Raw genomic sequence first — 19850 nt, forward strand, 5'->3', positions numbered from 1 at the left:
TTGCATTTTGGTAAGAGAAAGGAAGAGACACATGTTTGGAATCGGTACTAGAGACCTTGGAATAGATTTGGGTACTGCAAATACGCTCGTTTATGTAAAAGGAAAAGGAATTGTTGTGCGTGAGCCGTCTGTTGTGGCTTTGCAAACTGATACAAAACAAATCGTTGCGGTAGGTAACGATGCAAAAAATATGATTGGTCGTACACCTGGGAACGTAGTAGCCCTTCGTCCAATGAAAGATGGAGTTATTGCAGATTACGAAACAACTGCGACGATGATGAAATATTACATCAATCAAGCTCAAAAAACAAAAAGTTTGTTTGCGGGTAAGCCGTATGTAATGGTTTGTGTACCTTCTGGCATTACAGCTGTTGAGAAACGTGCCGTTATTGATGCGACTCGTCAGGCTGGCGCGCGTGATGCGTATACAATTGAAGAACCGTTTGCTGCAGCAATCGGCGCCAATCTACCGGTTTGGGAGCCAACGGGAAGTATGGTAGTAGATATTGGCGGAGGAACAACAGAAGTTGCGATTATTTCTTTAGGAGGAATCGTAACATGTCAGTCAATCCGTATCGCTGGGGACGAGATGGATGAAGCGATTATTCAATATATTCGCAAGAATTACAATTTAATGATCGGTGAGCGTACGTCAGAAGCATTAAAAGTAGAAGTCGGTTCTGCCGGAATTCCAGAAGGTATTGAAAACATGGAAATTCGCGGACGTGACTTACTAACAGGTCTACCGAAAACAATCGAAATTTCAGCAGAAGAAATTGCAGAAGCGCTAAAAGATACAGTGGCTTCTATTGTAGATTCAGTAAAAAGTACATTAGAAAAAACACCACCTGAACTTGCGGCGGATATTATGGATCGCGGTATTGTATTAACAGGCGGTGGCGCATTGCTACGTAATTTAGATAAAGTTATTAGTGAGGAAACAAATATGCCGGTTGTCATCGCAGAAGATCCGCTTGACTGTGTTGCAATTGGAACTGGTAAAGCGTTAGAACACATTGATTTATTTAAAAATCGTACAAGCGATTCATATCGCTAAATATTAAGAGGTGTAGATCGTGCCACAATTTTTCTTAAATAAACGTTTAGTTATTTTATTAGTCAGTATTATTGTATTAGTGGCATTGATTGGTTTTTCGTTAAATGGTCGTAAAAATGTAACGTGGCCTGAACAGTTTGTCAAAGATACGGTTGGTCTTGTTCAGGCTACCTTTAATGAACCCGCACAATTTGTAGCGGGTTTCTTTCAGAATGTAGGTGACTTAAAGCGTACATACGAAGAAAACGAGGTATTAAAAGCCCGTTTAGACGAACGCATGCAATTAGAAACGAAAGCCAACGCTTTGCAGCAAGAAAATAAAAAATTAAGAGCACAGCTCGACAAAAAAACGGATTTAAGTCAATACAACCCAATCGAAGCAACAGTTATTGCTCGTAATCCAGACCGTTGGCATGAGGTAATTGCCATTGATAAAGGGACGGTTCATAATGTGCAGGAAAATATGGCTGTTATGACTCCTGAAGGGCTGATTGGTAAAGTGAAGCATGCATCTAAGTTCACATCTACTGTGCAGTTAATTAGTTCATCAGATCGTACAAACCGTGTATCTGCTAAAATTCAGGCTAAAAAAGAAGTGTTTGGTTTAATTGAAGGCTATGATGATAAAGAACAGGCGCTTGTTATGCGTCGTATTCCATTTGATGCTGATATTAAAGAAAAGCAAAAAGTAGTAACGTCTGGTCTAGGACAAGAAGACGGTATTTTCCCTAGCAATCTTCCAATTGGCGTTATCACAAAAATTGAGCCTGATGAATATGGATTAACGAAAAAAGCTTATATCAAACCTGCTGCTGACTTGTATGACTTAGATAACGTAGTTGTAGCTAAAAGAAGTGCGCCCGCTGCTGAAGACGATTTAGGGGCGGAGGAGGCTAACTGATGAAGCGGTTTGTCCTTCCTATTCTCGTGCTTGTCGTTTTTATGTTTGAAAGTATCTTTGTTAATTTTGTCGCCATGGCATCACCATGGCGAGACTGGATTCTATCGCCTCATTTTGTTGTAGTGGTACTGGCTTTTATGTCAGTGTATTATCACCCAAAGCAAGCGATGCTATATGGGGTAATCCTTGGATTCATGTACGATATTGCCTTTACGGATGTCTTAGGAGTATACGCGCTTGGATTGCCGGCCGTATGCTATATCGTATCAAAACTAATGAAGATTTTTCAGCAAAATACGCTTATCGTAATCTGCATGTCGCTATTAGCTGTAGCCATTATTGAGTTTTATGTATATGGAATTAATAGCATTATTAATATATCTGATATGACCATTGGTCGCTTCTTGCAAGAGCGATTTTACGCAACCATCATTTTAAATGCCATATTTGCACTCATTTTTGCATTTCCGCTTCAAAGATGTTTTCAATATTTCGCTAAATTTATCGATGAACGCTGATCGGAACATATATTACATATATTACGCTTCTCGTTCATGATAGGATAAAAATGCTGATTGAAGAAACGAAAAAAAGGAATTGAGTAAGTCTCTGTCGAAATTATATATTCGTTGAGGTGAGCGTCTTGAATAAACAAAAGCAACAAAATGTGACAATTAAAGGAACAAAAGATGGATTAACGTTGCATCTCAATGATACATGTTCATTTGCAGAGCTTTTGACGGAACTTAAGACGAAGCTTTTGACAAATAAGCATGGCGATGCCGATCAGATCGTCACAGTGTATGTCAAAATCGGAAATCGTTATTTAACTACAGAGCAGGAAACCGAATTGAAGGCGCTCATAGAAGAAAATCAGTATTTAGTAGTTAAACAAATTGATAGTAACGTTATTTTAAAGCAAGATGCAGTCCGAGTAAGAGAAGAAAGTGAATTAGTATCTGTTACAAAGGTAGTTCGTTCAGGACAGGTTCTCCATGTAGAAGGCGATTTGCTTCTAGTCGGAGACGTAAATCCCGGAGGAACCGTTGTAGCTGGAGGAAATTTATTTGTATTAGGTGCTTTAAAAGGGATTGCTCATGCAGGATATCGAGGCAATAAAAACGCCGTTATTGCTGCATCGTTAATGAAACCTTCACAGCTGCGCATTGCTGATATCATTACCCGATCAGAAGAAGAGCGCAGTGAGAAGGAAGAGAATATAATGGAATGTGCATACTTAGATGATAATGATCAAATGGTGATAGATCGCGTGCAAACTTTACCGCATCTAAGACCGAATTTGACCAGGGTAGAAAGGAGAATTTGACAGTGGGAGAGGCTATTGTTGTTACGTCTGGTAAAGGTGGAGTTGGAAAAACAACGACATCAGCCAATTTAGGTACTGCTCTAGCATTAGCTGGAAAGCGCGTGTGTCTAGTAGACACTGATATCGGCTTACGCAACTTGGATGTTGTAATGGGGCTTGAAAATCGTATTATTTATGATCTTGTAGACGTGGTAGAAGGTCGATGCCAACCGCAAAAAGCCTTGATTAAGGACAAGCGTTTTGAATGTTTGTACTTACTTCCTGCTGCTCAAACGAGTGACAAAACAGCTGTTCAACCAGAACAAATGAGAGAGTTAGTTCTTCAGTTAAAGCAAGACTATGACTATGTGGTTATTGATTGCCCAGCTGGTATTGAACAAGGCTATAAGAATGCCGTAGCTGGCGCTGATAAGGCACTCGTTGTGACAACACCGGAAGTTTCAGCTGTTCGTGATGCTGACCGTATTATTGGATTATTGGAGCAAGAGGATATCGAGTCTCCAAAACTGGTTATTAACCGAATCCGTAGTCATATGATGAAAAATGGAGACATGCTGGACGTGGAAGAAATTTCTCAGCTTCTGGCTGTTGATTTAATTGGAATCGTTGCTGACGATGAAAATGTTATTCGTGCTTCTAACAACGGTGAACCAATTGTCATGGACCCATCAAGCAAAGCATCAATTGCATATCGTAATATTGCAAGACGTATTCTAGGTGAAACGGTTCCTCTTCAATCGTTAGATGAAGAAGATAAGGGAATGTTTGCACGTATTAAACGATTCTTTGGTGTTCGTTCTTAAAAAGCTTCCGATAGAGGAAGCTTTTTTTATTTGTGTGATTTTGTAGAGTCAAGCTGTCATAAGCTCCACGGACAAGTCATATAGTTGATTATACGATAAGAACAAGGAGAATGATGAATCATGAATCGACGTGCTGATGAAATCCGTAAACGAATTGCTGAGCGTAAGCGAAAACAATTAAATACAACGAAGCGTCTTCCTCAAGAACCTCTTCATACGTCCTTAATGAGCGAAGAAGAAAAATATGGATCGATGGATTATTCTGCGGTTGAATACACACCATCAGCAAAGGAATATCACCCGTTATTTCGAAAAGAACGCTTTTTATTTAAAATCTTAGCTTCAGCCTGCTTAGTGTTAATTGTAGGGATTATGTTCAAGAACGCTTCTCCTACTTTTGAACAGGCCAGAGTGGTGGTTCAACAAACAATGGATAAAGAATTTCAGTTTGCAGCTGTTTCCTCCTGGTACGAAGATAAGTTTGGGAAGCCGTTAACGCTATTGCCGAATAAAGAGTCTAGCAAAACGGAGCAAAGTGTAAGCGGAGAATATGCTACTCCAGCTTCAGGGAAAGTAACGGAAACATTTGCTCAAAGTAAGCAAGGCGTGACGGTTCAAACAGGAGTGGATTCGGTTGTAGAAGCAATGAGTGAAGGTATCGTAAGGTATGTAGGAAAACGTGATGATACTGGGAATACCGTTATTATTCAACATGCCGATGGAACCGAAACTTGGTATGGACAGCTCAAAAAAATCAATGTTAGTATGTATGATTTTGTAAATAAAGGCAAAGAAGTAGGAATTGTGGAAAACAGTAAAAAAGGCGATGCTGGAACATTCTATTTTGCTATTAAAAAAGGCGATAAGTTTGTGGATCCTAGTCAGGTGATTCAATTTGAATAGTGCTTTTTCGTTATTGATGAAAATCCACATTCATCCATTGTTTTGGGGGGTTTTCGTAATTGGTATCTTAACGGCTACGGTAAAGCAGCTTTTTTTGTTATTTATTATTGTAATTATTCATGAACTGGGCCACGCCGTAGCGGCTCAGTGTTTTTCTTGGCGGATTCGCAGAATTATGCTCTTACCTTTTGGGGGAGTAGCAGAAGTAGATGAACATGGGAATCGTCCATTTCGAGAAGAGTTTATTGTGACAATAAGTGGACCTCTTCAGCATCTCTGGATGTTTGGAGCTGCTTTCTTATTAATGAAAATAAATGTGTTGTCTTTGGAAACGTATGAGCAATTTATGTTTCAATGCACGGTGATTTTACTGTTTAATCTTTTGCCCATTTGGCCATTGGACGGAGGGAAGCTGCTTTTTTTAATTTGCAGTCGGTCTTTACCATTTTTAGAAGCGCATAAGCTCGCGCTCCGGTTATCAACGTTTTTTTTAGCTGTCGGTATTATTTACGCCGTCATTATGTATCCTTTTCAGCTGCACTTATGGATTGTTATTTCATTTTTAATTATATCCGGATATTTGGAATGGAAGAGCAGGCAATTTGTCTACATGCGCTTTTTGTTGGAGAGATATCATGGCAAAGAGCATCCAATTGGAGCGTTAAAAACGTTAAGTGTATCAACCAGTGAGACGCTCCATCAAGTTCTGCAAAAATTCCAAAGAGGTTGTAAGCATATGATTATTGCTACATCTCAAACAGGCGAGCATGTACAGATTGATGAAAATGAACTTTTACACGCTTACTTTGTAGAAAAAAGAACAAATAGCCAACTAGACGAACTTGTAACAGTTTACTGATTTCTAGTAACATAGAATAGAATGAAAAAAGTTCGGTTGCACTGACCGAACTTTTTCCTATGAATTTAGATTAAAGTGAGGCAATGTATGTGAAGGCATGTATTATTAACGCGGCTACTTCTTCAAAACGTATAGCCGTGATAAACGATAAAGCACTAGAAAAAATCTATTTAGAAGAACAAAGCGAGAATCAAATTATTGGTGATATATATTGGGGTAAAGTAGTAAAAGTACTGCCGCATATGCAAGCAGCCTTTATCGATATCGGTTTATCAATGAACGGATTTATTCATCGAAATGAACTTGTATCCTATCAGCAGTCAGAGAATCCTCACAAAGATCAGCAGCCGATGTCTGCTTTTATTCGTGAAGGAGAAAAAGTATTGGTTCAAGTTGTAAAAGAAGGCATTGGGACAAAAGGGCCCAAGCTGACGGGTATCATTGAATTTTCTTCTGATGAGCTTGTATATTTACCGCACGGAAACTATGTCGCTGTATCCAAAAAAATAGCTGAGCCAAAACGAAAACAGTGGAAACAGCTTGGTGAGCGGTTAAAACAGGGGATGGAAGGCTTTTTATTTCGAACAGCGATTGCAGAAAAATCAGAAGCCGCGGTCCAACATAAAATAAAAGAGCTACAGAAAAAATATGAGCGCCTTGAACGACAGACACAGGGAATGAAAGCTCCTGCCCTAGTCAGCAAAGGACAAGATTTTCTCGAAACAAGAGTGCAAGCTGCACTTCAACAAGGAATTGATGGGATAGTAGTAGATGACTTCGACCTATATCAGCATCTTCAAACTACCTACCCTAACTTGTCAATAGAGTACTATAAAGGAAATGAAAATATTTTCTCTTTTTACGATCTGGAACGGCAAATAGAGAAGCTTTTAAAGCGAATCGTGTGGCTCAAAAGCGGAGGCTATATCGTTATTGACGAAACGGAAGCGATGACGGTCGTGGACGTGAACACGGGGAAGTTTTCAGGAAAAGATAATATTCGAAAGACAATGCTTCAAACAAATATGGAAGCTGCGTATGAACTGTCCAAACAGATGCAATTACGCCACTTAGGCGGCATGATCTTAATTGATTTTATAAATATGCCTCATAAAGAAGATCGGACAGAAGTAGAAAGATACATGAAAAAGCTATGTGAACAAGATGAAGTGCGGACGAATATAGTTGGCTTTACAGAGCTTGGCATATTGCAATTAACGCGGAAGAAAGTGCGCAATAGTATTGGATCAACATTAACTATGCCTTGTGAAGTATGTGAAGGAACCGGTAAAATGATTGATTCCAAAACGGCTGCTTTTCAAATTGAACGTGTAATTTGGGAACATCGCGGCGCGGAAGAAGAGGCTATTTGGATTGAGACGCGAAGTGATGTTATAAATGAAATGAAGGCTCAAGGATTTCTCAACGCTTTAGAGAAAATGGTAAAAAAAACCATATATCTTACACCAAGCGATGATTATACAAACGCATTTGTTTTGCGTCAATTGGGGTCGAATGAGCAGATCCAAAAAAGGGTCTCTGCTTCTATATAAAATTTTAGAAGAAAACATGAATTCCAATTGACACTAACCTTTGATTTGTAGTAAGATTTAATATGTTGGTTTGTAGCACCTGTGCTACAACCGCTCAGAACAGGTTTTAAGTTCACTTGAACACCTGTGATGGCGAGTCTTAGTTTTTAGAGGAGGTGCAGAGAATGTACGCAATTATTGAAACTGGTGGTAAGCAAATTAAAGTAGAGGCTGGTCAAGCAATCTACGTTGAAAAACTTGCTGGTGAACAAGGCGAAACAGTTACTTTTGACAAAGTATTATTTGTAGGTGGCGACAGCGTGAAAGTTGGTGTTCCTTTCGTAGAAGGTGCAACAGTTACGGCTAAAGTTGAAAAACAAGGTCGCGCTAAAAAGATCACTGTATTTAAATACAAAGCAAAGAAAAACTATCGTCGTAAGCAAGGTCACCGTCAACCTTACACAAAAGTTGTAATCGACGCTATCAACGCGTAATTATAACAAATGATTAAGGTGACGATTTCTCGTGATGCAAATAAGAAAGTTGACGGGTTCACGATGAGTGGACATGCTGACTTTTCCGAACACGGAAAAGATCTTGTTTGTGCGGGAGCATCTGCAGTTTCATTTGGGACAATTAATGCTATCTTTTCAATAAGTGGGGTTGAACCGCACTTAGAGCAAGGTGGAGATGGTGGGTATCTCCGTTGTGAGATTCCAAAAGATGTGGATTCGTTCACATTGGAACAGATTCAATTGCTATTAGAAGGTATGGTTGTTTCACTGAAAACGATCGAATTAGATTACAGTAATTATATAAAAATTAACGACAACTAAACAGGAGGTGGATGTCATGTTAGTAAGATTAGACCTTCAATTCTTCGCTTCTAAAAAAGGAGTAGGTAGTACTAAAAACGGTCGTGATTCAATCTCGAAACGTCTTGGTGCTAAACGTGCTGATGGCCAATTCGTATCTGGTGGTTCAATTTTATACCGTCAACGCGGTACTAAAATTTACCCAGGTGCAAACGTAGGTCGTGGTGGAGATGATACTTTATTCGCTCAAATCGACGGTATCGTTAAATTTGAACGTTTCGGTCGTGACCGTAAAAAAGTATCTGTATACCCTGTTGCTCAAGAAGCATAAGATACAAAAAGAAAACTCTAACCCAAGTAGGTTAGAGTTTTCTTTTTGTAGAATATTTCACCTATTACCCATTGGAATTTGTTATAATCGAACATATCTAAGAAGATTGATACGAGATGTTTGTCAGCGTTGTGAAATACTTATGCTCGAGTCAAAGTTAGGAGTGCTAAGATGGAAAAAGAATGGGATGTCGTAGAGGTATTAAGATACGCGCGGCATGATTGGTTAAATAAGCTGCAATTAATCAAAGGCAATCTAGCGTTGAATCGGCTTGATCGAGCGAATGAAATCATTGAAGAAATTGTAAATGAATCCAAACATGAATCCAAGTTAACAAACATCAATATGCGACTGTTTGCGGGCTTTGTTATGACCTATCATTGGAATAACCATGCTGTTCGCTTAGATGTGGAAGTGCTCGGAGAATTGAAGGATTTATCACAATACGATGAGTTCGTATACAACTGGTGTTGCTATTTGACAGAAGCACTCGAAAAATATGTTGATTATCATGCAGAAAACTATTTGAGTATTTCAGTATGCATTGAAGAACGGGGAATTCGTTTCTTTTTTGACTTTAGTGGAATACTAACAGATATACAGAAGCTACAAAACAAGCTACAATGTTATGAGTGCGCTCAAGGAGTTGCATTGGTTGAACAGCATATGTCTGAAGATGAATTTAGCCTTATGCTCACAATAAGTTAACAGCGCTTTTGCTATTGCAGGAGCTAAGATATAGAACGGAGTGAAAAAGAAATGTTTGTAGATCAGGTCAAGGTATATGTAAAAGGTGGCGACGGAGGAAATGGAATGGTTGCCTTTCGTCGCGAAAAGTACGTACCAAAAGGAGGTCCTGCAGGTGGTGACGGTGGTCACGGTGCAGATGTCATCTTTGAAGTAGAAGAAGGATTACGTACGCTGATGGATTTCCGCTATAAGCGTCACTTTAAAGCAAGCCGCGGTGAACATGGAATGTCAAAAGGACAGCATGGACGTAACGCTGAGCCGATGGTTGTAAAAGTTCCACCAGGTACGGTTGTGTTAGATGAAGATACGAACGAAACGATTGCTGATTTAGTTGAGCACGGCCAGCGCGCAGTGATTGCTAAAGGTGGACGCGGAGGGCGTGGGAATACGCGTTTTGCTACACCTGCAAATCCAGCACCGGAGCTTTCAGAAAATGGAGAGCCAGGTAAAGAGAGAAATGTAATTCTTGAATTAAAAGTATTAGCGGATGTAGGATTAGTTGGTTTCCCAAGTGTTGGAAAGTCAACGTTATTATCCGTAACGTCTGCTGCAAAGCCAAAAATTGCTGAATATCATTTTACAACAATTAATCCGAATTTAGGAGTAGTTGAAACAGAAGATAATCGCAGTTTTGTGATGGCGGATTTACCAGGGCTAATCGAAGGTGCACATGAAGGGGTAGGATTAGGTCATCAGTTTTTACGTCACATTGAACGTACCCGCGTTATTGTCCATGTAATCGATATGTCAGGTTTAGAAGGCCGTAATCCATATGAAGATTACTTAACCATTAATGAAGAGCTGCGTCAATATAATATGCGTTTAACAGAACGTCCGCAAGTAGTGGTAGCAAATAAAATGGATATCCCGCAAGCTGAAGAGAATCTAGCTGCATTCAAAGAAAAAGTAGGAGACGAAGTGAAAGTCTTTCCAATTTCTGCAGCAACACGTGATGGAATCCGCGAACTGTTATTTACAGTAGCTGATCTTGTAGAAACTACGCCGGAATTCCCAATGCAAGAAGAGGAAGATCTATCTATGCACCGCGTACTGTACAAGCATGAAAAGAAAGAAGTGGAATTTGTTATTACGCGTGATAGTGATGGCTCATACGTATTAAGCGGTGAAAAAATCGAAAAATTATTCAAGATGACTGACTTCTCACGTGAAGAATCAGTTCGTCGATTTGCGCGTCAGCTTCGAGGCATGGGCGTCGATGAAGCCCTTCGTGAACGAGGAGCAAAAGATGGCGATATTGTAAAGCTGTTTGAATATGAATTTGAATTTATTGACTAATTGTTGTTCATAGGATAAGGGGAGGGGCTTTACTTGCATAAGAGCGATAAGCAGTTTTATTTAGTTCGCGAAGATGTATTACCAGAAGCGATGAAAAAAACATTGGATGCGAAGCTGTTAATTGAACGGGGAAAAGCTGAATCGGTAGCAGATGCCGTACAAGCCGTAGACTTGAGTCGCAGTGCTTTTTATAAGTACCGCGACACGGTCTTTCCGTTTCAGACGGTTGTCAAACAGCGAATTATTTCACTATTTTTTCATATTGAAGATCGATCAGGAACTTTATCACATTTATTGAGCACCGTTGCATCATCGGGATGCAATGTGTTAACGATTCACCAAACCATCCCTTTACAAGGGCGTGCCAACGTAACTCTTTCATTAGATACAGCAAGCATGAATGTTGAATTAAATGAAATGCTGCGAAGACTGAAAAGCTTAGAGTTTGTAGATAAAGTGGACGTGCTTGGTTCAGGGGCATAATGGCAAACAGATATAGATAAGGAGAGGCATGATTGTGGGGAAAGTAGGATATTTAGGACCAAAGGCAACATTTACACATGTAGCCGTCCAAGGCGTATTTAAACAGCACGACCATATTCCATACAAAACAATTCCAGCATGCATTGATGCAGTGGATAACGGAGAAATTGAGTATGGAATTGTACCGTTAGAAAATGCACTTGAAGGATCTGTAAATTTAACACTTGATTATCTTATACATGAACGTCGTCTGCCGATTGTTGGGGAAATTGTGCTTCCAATTCGTCAGCATTTAATGGTTCATCCATCTCGTGAAAAACAGTGGAAAAACATTGAAACGATTTATTCTCATCCTCATGCAATTGCGCAGTGTCATAAATTTTTACACGGAGAATGTACGTCAACTGCAGTAGAAGAGATGACATCAACGGCGTTTGCTGCGAAGTATGTAAGCGAACACCCTGAGCTTAATATTGGAGCTATTGCGAATGGGTTAGCAGCCCATGAATATGGATTACATATTGCCTGCCCGAACATTCATGATTATGATCATAATACAACAAGATTTGTTATTTTGCATAAAGATGGAGGGCAAGAGGTGCCATTTTTAGCTGGAAACGGGTGCAAGACAACGTTAATGATTACACTTCCATCTGATCAGGCAGGAGCGCTTCATCAAGTGCTTTCAGCCTTCTCCTGGCGTAAGCTAAATCTGTCTAAAATTGAATCCCGTCCTATGAAAACAGGGCTTGGAAACTATTTCTTTATCGTTGATATTGAACAAAAAATGGATGAAGTATTAATCCCTGGGGCTATGGCTGAACTTGAGGCACTAGGCTGTAGCGTAGAGCTTTTAGGAAGCTATCCCCATACACTACTTGAAACAGAAATCCCGCTTTAAAGCGGGATTTTTTTTGTTATAACACCTTTTTATTCATTCGAAACTAAATAGCCTTCCTCTTCAAGAGCTAAGCAGGCAGCATTCAGTTTTTCAATTGTATCTGCTTCAATCGTATGAAGGTGAATCCCATCTGTTAGCTGAGATAAATAAGTTGCGTTTGTTTCTTGAATTTTTTCTATGAACGTTTCTACTTCTTTTCGGGTTTGAATCATAACGGAAGCCGTTAATTCACCATACACAGGGTGTTCAACGGTTACATCTTTTACGAGAACGCCGTGGTCAACAAGCAGGAGAAGCTCCTTTTCAGCATCTTCTGGCGTATGCTGACAGGCAATAATTCGCTGATGCACGGTAGTTTGAGATGGATTTTGAATATAAATATATCCTTGGCTTGTTGCGATAATGGGCTCATTTTTAGCTTTAAGCAGTGAAATATCTTGTACAATGACTTGGCGGCTAACGTTTGTTCGTTTCGAAAGCTCACTGCCTGTCATTGGTTTATTCTCTGTTTGTAACCATTGTAGAATAAGTTCTCTTCTTTCTTCTCCAAGAATTTTCTTTTGAGTTCCTGGCACCTTTAATCCCTCCTTTTACACTGTCATAAATTCTTGCTGTAATAAATGAAAAACGGATATGAGTCGATCAATATGCTTAAACGTTGAATGTTGACTGAATGAAATACGTACAAAGTTCTTAGCATTCGCAGTCGATTTCCCAATCGCAAGTAGAGAAGCTAATGGTTCCTGCTGATTTACATGACAGGCACTTCCCGTAGATATAGCAATTCCGTGACGATTACATTGTAACATAACATATTGACCCTGTATGTTTGAAAACGTCAGTCCAATAATTCCAGGAAAATGAGAGTTCCCAAGACCTTCTACTTCTATAAAAGGAGCAAGAGGCTCTAGGTTTTCCAGTAAGTACGATTTTAAGCGCTCATAATGGCTTCGGGCGGTCTTCATTTCTGCATATGCGCATTCAGCTGCTTCAGTAAAGGCAGCAATGCCCGCTGTATTTACAGTCCCAGGGCGAAAGCCTTTTTCATGAGTTGCTTTATGGTAAATAGGCTTCCAAGAAGAACTTGAATTCATGTATACCATTCCTACACCTTTTGGTCCGTAAATTTTATGACTAGAGACTGAGATGCTATCAGCTTTCAGCTTTTTAACATCAATAGGAAGCTTACCGAAAGATTGAACACAATCACAGTGAAAGAGAATTTCTTTTTTAGATAAAAAATGGCCAATATCCTCAACTGGCTGAATTGTACCGAGCTCATGATTGATATGCTGAATGGCTACTAGCACAGTGTCAGGTCGAATAGCTTTCTTTAAGTCGTCTACAGACACAACTCCGTTTTGATCTACAGGTACGTAAGATAGGGAAAATCCTTCTTTTTCAAGCTGCTGCAACGTATGAAGAACCGAAGAATGTTCAAGCTTCGTTGTCACTATATGTTTTCTTTCGTCATTTTTTCCTTTTAAAAGAGAATGAATAGCTAAGTAATTAGCTTCTGTTCCCCCGCTTGTAAAAAAAAGATCATCCTCTCGACAATTTACTAACAGGCTTAATTTTTTTCTGCATAGCGTAAGTAAATTCTCTGCTTGTGTTCCAAGTGTGTGAAGGCTGCTGGAGTTTCCATAATAGCTTGTTGCCGCTTCAGTATATACTTCAATTGCTTCTTGTCTCATTGGCGTTGTTGCTGCATAGTCCAGATAAATCATTTTCTCCCTCCGATAAAAAAACTTCTTGTCTTTCATTTAATAATATGTAAATATAGGTGTCAAGACACATGTAAATAAAGAGGTGTAAAATGTTAGAGACGGATGTTTTAATTATTGGAAGCGGATTAGCAGCGTTTTCTGCAGCTTATGAACTGTGTCGTCATAACAGAGTTGTAATGGTAACGAAAGGGAAAATTGACCGCAATAACTCAGTTCTTGCTCAAGGCGGAGTAGCAGCTGCTATTGGAAGCAGCGATCACTGGAGTGAACATCTCTATGATACGTTGGTTGCGGGCAATAAGCATTGCAATGAACAAGCGGTACGCACTTTAGTGGAAGAAGGTGCGGCTGTAGTAAATGAATTGATTCATAAAGGAATGAAGTTTGATAAAAATCCAGATGGTACGTTGCATTTTGGAAAAGAAGGAGCCCATCGTATGAATCGTATTCTGCATGCAGGTGGCGATGCAACAGGACAAGCGCTGTTCGCTTTTTTGAAAAAAGAAGTACTGCCATATATTACAGTGATTGAAAACGAAATGATTCAGCATTTAGTAACTGTAGATGGAACGTGCAGAGGTGCTATCGGACAAGGTGAAAACAACAAAATTACTATATATCATGCTCGCCAAACGGTTATTGCTACCGGAGGAATCGGCGCTTTGTACAAGCATACATCTAACCAGCCGCTTGCGACAGGAGATGGGCTAGCGCTTGCGTACAGGGCTGGAGCAAAATTAGCGGACTTAGAATTTGTTCAGTTTCATCCGACGCTTTTGTATCAAAAGGAAGCGAAAGGTCTAGTATCCGAAGCGGTTCGAGGGGAAGGTGGCGTGCTGGTAAATGAATGGAATGAACGCATAATGGAAGGCGTTCATCCCTTTAAGGATTTAGCACCGCGAGATGTTGTAGCAAGGACAATTTTTAATGAAATGAAAAAAGGAAGATCCATATTTTTAGACATTGAAAAAGTGGCTCATTTCCAACGAAAATTTCCTACGATTACGGCACTGTGTCGAAAGTATAAAATTCAACTGGACAAAAAACGAATACCTGTTACTCCCGGCGCACATTTTTTAATGGGTGGAATTGAAGTAGATGGTTACGGACAAACAAGTGTTGAAGGATTGTATGCTGTGGGGGAAGTTTCTTCTACAGGCGTTCATGGAGCAAATCGTCTAGCAAGCAATTCATTGTTAGAGTGTCTTGTATTTGGAAAACGGACAGGGCGTCATATTTTACATAAAGCGAGAACGGTATCTCGTTATGTCCCCGTCCATTACGTCTATAAAGGCATGCCTAAAATACTGCCTGCCACAAGACAAATTCAGCATAAAATGATGGATTGTGTAGGAATCATTCGTCATGAAAACGAATTGGCTACTATTGTGCATGAATTCACAAATTATCTGGATGGAATACCTCTTGATCAAGAAGTTATATATTCGAGGGAAGCTGCGACCATCTGCAATATGCTAACTGCAGGTCTGCTTATTGCAGAGTCCTCTCTTGCAAGAAAAGAAAGTAGAGGAGGACATTACCGAAGTGACTTTCCGCATGAAAACCAAGAATGGGAGCATAAGCGAATTATTAAGCAGTCTACTGCTTCAACAAAACAGTCATTGATTTTATAAGCAAGGAAATTTAAAAAGAAAGGTGAAGGTAGCACAATGAACACGTTGAAATTAAAAAAACTATTGCAGTCTTTTTTTATAGAAGACATTGGAGATGGAGATATAACCTGTGAAGCTATTTTTTCTCCGTCTGACCAAGGGAAAGCTGTGTTCACGGCAAAGCAATCAGGTATTATCGCAGGAGTGGAATTGATTAAAGAAGGATTTCATTTAATAGACCCTGACGTGAAAGTGAATTTCGAGAAAAAAGATGGAGATGTTCTTAAGCCTGGCGATAAAATAGCTACCGTTTCAGGACCCGTGCGATCTATTTTGACCGGTGAACGGGTAATCTTAAACTTACTTCAAAGAATGAGTGGCATTGCCACGATGACGCACAAAGCCGTAGCGCTGCTTGGCAGCTCACATACGCGCATATGTGACACGCGAAAAACAACGCCTGGTATGCGAATGTTAGAAAAGTATGCTGTTCGTGCTGGAGGAGGTTATAATCATCGTTTTGGATTGTACGATGGCGTCATGTTAAAAGATAACCATATTGCACATGCAGGATCTATTCTAGACGCTGTTGTGAAAGTAAGAGAGCAGGTTGGACATATGGTTAAGGTGGAAGTAGAAATTGAAAACAAAAGTCAATTGCTAGAAGCAATAGAGGCAGGAGCAGATGTCATTATGTTCGATAACTGTTCTCCAGAAGTCATTAAAGATTGGATACCACTGGTTCCCGCTCATATTGTCACAGAAGCATCCGGTGGAATTAAGCTTGGCACGCTCCATTCTTTTAGAGACAGCGGAGTGGACTATATTTCACTTGGAGCTTTAACGCATTCAGCAGGGTCTATCGATATCAGCTTGGACTTATTAACAGAAAGGGGAACAGGAAATCATGAGTTTATTACAAACGCTTCAGCAGCAAACGCTGCCCGCTAAATATACGCAGCTCACAGAAAATGAAATGAAAAGAAGAGTACTAGAAATCAAGAAAAAGCTCGGAAGCAAATTGTTTCTGCTCGGCCATCATTATCAAAAAGACGAAGTGTACGAATTTGCAGATGCGGTAGGAGACTCCTTACAGCTGGCTCAAATAGCAGCTGAAAATAGAGAAGCTGAGCATATTGTGTTTTGCGGCGTTCACTTCATGGCAGAAACAGCTGATATTTTAACAGCTGAAAATCAAAAAGTCATTTTACCCGATATGCGCGCTGGCTGTTCAATGGCTGATATGGCTACTATTCAGCAAACAGAAAAGGCATGGCCTGTCTTACAGGATCTTTTCGGAGATACGATTATTCCGCTTACGTATGTGAACTCTACAGCTGCAATTAAATCTTTTGTAGGCGAACATGATGGTGCAACAGTAACATCGTCAAATGCAAAAAATATGGTGGAGTGGGCATTTTCTAAAAAAGAGCGCATTCTCTTTTTGCCAGATCAGCATTTAGGCAGAAACACTGCTTATGATTTAGGTGTTGGACTAGATGAAATGGCCATTTGGAATCCTATTGAAGAAATGCTTGAATATGAAGGGGATATAAACAACATCAAGGTGATTCTGTGGAAAGGTCACTGTTCTGTGCACGAAAATTTCACGGTTAAAAATATTGATTATTTACGCGAGAAGCAGCCTGATATGAATATTATTGTTCATCCGGAGTGTTCTTATGAAGTGGTGCAAAAATCAGATTATGCAGGTTCTACAAAATATATTATTGATACAATTGAAAAAGCTCCTTCAGGCTCTAAATGGGCCATTGGCACGGAAATGAACTTAGTGAAACGGATTATCAACAGTCATCCGGATAAAGAAATTGTTTCGCTTAATCCTTATATGTGTCCTTGTTTGACGATGAACCGAATTGATTTGCCTCACTTGCTGTGGGCTTTAGAAAGCATCGAAGAAGGAACAGAAGTGAATCAAATCAAGGTGGATAAACATACAGCACAAGGGGCGATCAAAGCGCTAACGAATATGTTAGAACGAGCATAAAGATTTTTAAGACAATTAAAAAGAGAAGGTCTAAAAGAAGACTTATTGACATATTGTTTGTGTTGATAAGTCTTTTTTTCTTTATCATAAAAACTTGAACCAAACTGTGGGCGAAATGAATAAAAAAATGGTTCAAGGCATATCTTGTGATGAACAAACAGAACTTACTTTGATTTTGCACATATAGATGGCAGAGACTCTACTCGGGAGGGGAATGACGTTGAAAATCCATATCGTTCAAAAAGGGGATACCCTTTGGAAAATCGCTGAAAAGTATGGGGTTAATTTTGAAGAGTTAAAAAAAGCGAATTCTCAATTAAGCAATCCAGACATGATCATGCCTGGAATGAAAATTAAAGTTCCGACAAGCGGAGTGCCTGTTCAAAAAGAAGGAACTCCTTCACCTGGTATAAAAGAAATGCCTAAAGTTCAACATCCTTATAGTGACCAATCCACAAAAGCTTATCCAGTAACGGAAATTGATGAAAGTCCAGATGAGAAAAAGTCAGCTAATCAGCCTGCTCAAACACCGTTTATGCAACCGATAAAAGAAGCACCAATTGCGCAGCCAAAGAAAGAAGCACCGATTGCTCAACCGAAAAAGGAAGCGCCGATTGCGCAGCCAAAAAAAGAAGCACCGGTCGCACAGCCTAAAAAAGAAGCACCAATTGCGCAGCCTAAAAAAGAAATGCCAGTTGCGCCAAAGCTTCCTAAATTAAAGCCAATTGCACCTGAGATTGATATTAACAATTATTACACCGTTAATATGGCGATGCAGGCTCCAAAAAAAGAAGCACCAAAAGAACTACCCAAGCATGAATCGCCAGAAAGTCCTGAGATGGAGAGTATAGAAATGCCTCCTCAAATGCCATGTTACCCAATCATGCCGATATCGCCTGTGATGCCAGGCTACGGATTTAATTATATGCCGTGTCATCCGCCAATGTATGCACCGCAGCCATATCCAATGCCAATGTATCAGCAGGCTCCAATGTATCATCACGGTTATGAAAACGAATCGTTTGAAGAACATGCAATGGGCGCTCACATGGCACCGATGCCAATGTATCCAATGATGCCACACAGCTGCTATGGACCGGTACAATGTTCTCCTTGTCCGCCTCCATGGGGATATCAGCAGCCCGTTTATCCGGCCTATCATCAAGCACCGATGTATCCACAAGTACAAGGAGCTATGACAGGTGGCCATTATGAAAGTTCTTCCGATGGTTTTGGAAACGCACCTTACCATTATGGGCAGCAATATGCGCCACAGCAGCAAGGAGACTGCGGATGCGGTGAACCAAGACCTGACGACTATGCACCACAGCAGCCTTATCTACAGTACCAACAGCAGGTACCTTATGGCTTTCAGGACCCAAGGGCACCCTATCCAGCCCCATATGGCATGATTGGTGTACCTTCGTATCCTGCGTTTGACCCAAATGCATTTAGTATTCCAGAATATGATGAGTACGACGAAGATGAAGATTGATTATTATAGACGAGACGATTTTAATTTAAATCGTCTCTTTCTCTATTTGAAAAAAAGAGATATTCACGTTGAGACCTACCGTATGAAAAAGCCTCATGTCATCATAGCGGATACGAATAAAGGAAAAAAAGTAATAAAAGCATACAGAGACAAAGGTAAAATTGAACATGTTTATCATTTTTTATCTCAGATTCAACAAGGGTACGCTGTTAATTTCGAAGCTTACCCAGAAGAGGAACTTTATATAAAGGACCGTCATTTGTATTGGGCGATGATGCCTTTTGTTAAGCAAGTAAAAGAGGTAACGTATGAAAGTTTTCAGGATCGCGAAGAAGTATTACAAGCATTGATCCGCTATCATGGAGAAGTTCATAAAAAGAAAATAGCCGCGTATACAAAGCTTTCTGAGTATGATCTTATTTTAAAATGGAAAAAGCGGCTTTCCTCTTTTCGAGAAACCTCACATATATTTAGGGAATTTAATCAATTTCATGTATATAAAGACATTGTGACTTGGGGAGAAAAAGCTTTAGTCTTAATGGAACGTTTCAAAGATAGTGGGTTGAACTGTTCCATTATTCACGGTGACGTTGCTTCACATAATTTCTTGAAAACAAACCACTTGGGTATTGTTATGATTGATTTTGACTTATCGGCTAAAGCTCCTGCTCTTTATGACTATGTTCAGCTTGTCCAGCGCTTTTTGCCTTACGTCCAGTGGTCGATGAAAGAACTACTTCAACACTCGAAAATAAAAGAATTAAGCAAGCAGCGTTTTTTTCTTGCTTCTTTACTATTTCCATCGATGCTGATGAGAAACTGGAATGTAAATGTCTCTGCTTTATCATGGGCAAATCGCCAAAGGTTAATGCAGCAATCAGTCGAAGAATGGTCACAGCGTACACATTTTTATCGAGTGATTTACCAGCACTTACAAAACCTACATGACATGTAAAGAGTTTATAAACACTTCATCGAATAAGAAACGGCTCGTCTTTTAATCCTAATAGTAAGCTCAGAGTAAATAGAGCTTAAATTAGGGGGCGATT

The 19850-nt window shown here is 39.8% G+C and carries 22 protein-coding genes and 1 other annotated feature; of the genes, 20 read left to right on the top strand and 2 right to left on the bottom strand.

What is annotated here, in order from left to right; genetic code table 11:
* The first annotated feature begins 31 nt into the window (after positions 1–31).
* From ACFX4N_RS20885 to pheA, 15 genes are all read left to right on the top strand, one after another.
* Positions 32–1057 (top strand): rod shape-determining protein, encoded by a 1026-nt coding sequence (locus ACFX4N_RS20885; protein ID WP_013059345.1) that lies wholly within the window; start codon positions 32–34, stop codon positions 1055–1057.
* 19 nt (positions 1058–1076) lie between these two features.
* Positions 1077–1958, top strand: coding sequence for a rod shape-determining protein MreC (gene mreC, locus ACFX4N_RS20890; RefSeq protein WP_013059344.1), 882 nt, complete (start codon positions 1077–1079; stop codon positions 1956–1958).
* Entirely contained in the window at positions 1958–2476 is a 519-nt protein-coding gene (gene mreD / locus ACFX4N_RS20895; RefSeq protein ID WP_013059343.1) for a rod shape-determining protein MreD, read from the top strand. Before mreC ends, mreD begins: the two co-directional genes overlap by 1 nt.
* A gap of 125 nt (positions 2477–2601) precedes the next feature.
* Positions 2602–3285, top strand: a complete 684-nt coding sequence (gene minC, locus ACFX4N_RS20900) for a septum site-determining protein MinC (protein WP_013059342.1) — start codon at positions 2602–2604, stop codon at positions 3283–3285.
* A 2-nt stretch (positions 3286–3287) separates the two neighbouring features.
* Entirely contained in the window at positions 3288–4088 is an 801-nt protein-coding gene (minD, locus tag ACFX4N_RS20905; RefSeq protein WP_013059341.1) for a septum site-determining protein MinD, read from the top strand.
* Between the two features lie 120 nt (positions 4089–4208).
* Positions 4209–4991 carry a M23 family metallopeptidase gene (locus ACFX4N_RS20910; RefSeq protein ID WP_029320096.1) on the top strand — a complete coding sequence of 261 codons (783 nt, stop codon included), beginning with the start codon at positions 4209–4211 and terminating at the stop codon, positions 4989–4991.
* Positions 4984–5850, top strand: coding sequence for a M50 family metallopeptidase (locus ACFX4N_RS20915; protein WP_053487751.1), 867 nt, complete (start codon positions 4984–4986; stop codon positions 5848–5850). The genes ACFX4N_RS20910 and ACFX4N_RS20915 overlap by 8 nt, the downstream gene beginning before the upstream one ends.
* A gap of 83 nt (positions 5851–5933) precedes the next feature.
* Positions 5934–7403 carry an Rne/Rng family ribonuclease gene (locus ACFX4N_RS20920; protein WP_301264579.1) on the top strand — a complete coding sequence of 490 codons (1470 nt, stop codon included), beginning with the start codon at positions 5934–5936 and terminating at the stop codon, positions 7401–7403.
* Between the two features lie 78 nt (positions 7404–7481).
* Positions 7482–7553 (top strand) — a sequence feature (ribosomal protein L21 leader region).
* Between the two features lie 14 nt (positions 7554–7567).
* Positions 7568–7876, top strand: coding sequence for a 50S ribosomal protein L21 (gene rplU, locus ACFX4N_RS20925; RefSeq protein ID WP_013059337.1), 309 nt, complete (start codon positions 7568–7570; stop codon positions 7874–7876).
* Positions 7877–7885: 9 nt separating this feature from the next.
* Positions 7886–8218, top strand: coding sequence for a ribosomal-processing cysteine protease Prp (locus ACFX4N_RS20930; protein ID WP_013059336.1), 333 nt, complete (start codon positions 7886–7888; stop codon positions 8216–8218).
* A 16-nt stretch (positions 8219–8234) separates the two neighbouring features.
* On the top strand, positions 8235–8528 hold the full coding sequence (gene rpmA, locus ACFX4N_RS20935) for a 50S ribosomal protein L27 (RefSeq protein ID WP_013059335.1): 294 nt from the start codon (positions 8235–8237) through the stop codon (positions 8526–8528).
* A gap of 171 nt (positions 8529–8699) precedes the next feature.
* Positions 8700–9236, top strand: coding sequence for a Spo0B C-terminal domain-containing protein (locus tag ACFX4N_RS20940; RefSeq protein WP_029320103.1), 537 nt, complete (start codon positions 8700–8702; stop codon positions 9234–9236).
* A 51-nt stretch (positions 9237–9287) separates the two neighbouring features.
* On the top strand, positions 9288–10574 hold the full coding sequence (obgE, locus tag ACFX4N_RS20945) for a GTPase ObgE (protein WP_301264578.1): 1287 nt from the start codon (positions 9288–9290) through the stop codon (positions 10572–10574).
* Between the two features lie 33 nt (positions 10575–10607).
* Positions 10608–11057, top strand: a complete 450-nt coding sequence (locus ACFX4N_RS20950; RefSeq protein ID WP_013059332.1) for an ACT domain-containing protein — start codon at positions 10608–10610, stop codon at positions 11055–11057.
* A 28-nt stretch (positions 11058–11085) separates the two neighbouring features.
* Complete coding sequence (pheA, locus tag ACFX4N_RS20955; protein ID WP_301264577.1) at positions 11086–11958, top strand: prephenate dehydratase; 873 nt, start codon at positions 11086–11088, stop codon at positions 11956–11958.
* 29 nt (positions 11959–11987) lie between these two features.
* On the opposite strand, the gene ACFX4N_RS20960 is transcribed toward pheA, so the two are convergent.
* Together ACFX4N_RS20960 and ACFX4N_RS20965 are read right to left on the bottom strand one after the other, a co-directional pair.
* Entirely contained in the window at positions 11988–12533 is a 546-nt protein-coding gene (locus tag ACFX4N_RS20960; RefSeq protein WP_013059330.1) for a transcription repressor NadR, read from the bottom strand.
* Positions 12534–12548: 15 nt separating this feature from the next.
* On the bottom strand, positions 12549–13685 hold the full coding sequence (locus ACFX4N_RS20965; RefSeq protein ID WP_053487747.1) for an IscS subfamily cysteine desulfurase: 1137 nt from the start codon (positions 13683–13685) through the stop codon (positions 12549–12551).
* A gap of 89 nt (positions 13686–13774) precedes the next feature.
* Here ACFX4N_RS20965 and nadB point away from each other — a divergent pair, with 89 nt between their 5' ends.
* The 5 genes from nadB (at position 13775) to ACFX4N_RS20990 (ending at position 19756) form a co-directional block, all read left to right on the top strand.
* On the top strand, positions 13775–15319 hold the full coding sequence (nadB, locus tag ACFX4N_RS20970) for an L-aspartate oxidase (RefSeq protein WP_013059329.1): 1545 nt from the start codon (positions 13775–13777) through the stop codon (positions 15317–15319).
* Positions 15320–15355: 36 nt separating this feature from the next.
* Positions 15356–16249, top strand: a complete 894-nt coding sequence (gene nadC / locus ACFX4N_RS20975; RefSeq protein WP_377262353.1) for a carboxylating nicotinate-nucleotide diphosphorylase — start codon at positions 15356–15358, stop codon at positions 16247–16249.
* Positions 16206–17306 carry a quinolinate synthase NadA gene (gene nadA / locus ACFX4N_RS20980; RefSeq protein WP_055992468.1) on the top strand — a complete coding sequence of 367 codons (1101 nt, stop codon included), beginning with the start codon at positions 16206–16208 and terminating at the stop codon, positions 17304–17306. Before nadC ends, nadA begins: the two co-directional genes overlap by 44 nt.
* Positions 17307–17520: 214 nt before the next feature.
* A complete protein-coding gene (gene safA / locus ACFX4N_RS20985) occupies positions 17521–18801 on the top strand; it encodes a SafA/ExsA family spore coat assembly protein (RefSeq protein ID WP_301264575.1) in 1281 nt (426 codons plus the stop codon).
* Positions 18776–19756, top strand: a complete 981-nt coding sequence (locus ACFX4N_RS20990) for a phosphotransferase (RefSeq protein WP_377262356.1) — start codon at positions 18776–18778, stop codon at positions 19754–19756. The genes safA and ACFX4N_RS20990 overlap by 26 nt, the downstream gene beginning before the upstream one ends.
* The last annotated feature ends 94 nt before the right edge of the window (positions 19757–19850 follow it).

It is taken from the genome of Priestia sp. YIM B13551, from assembly GCF_042787905.1.
GTDB lineage: Bacteria > Bacillota > Bacilli > Bacillales > Bacillaceae_H > Priestia.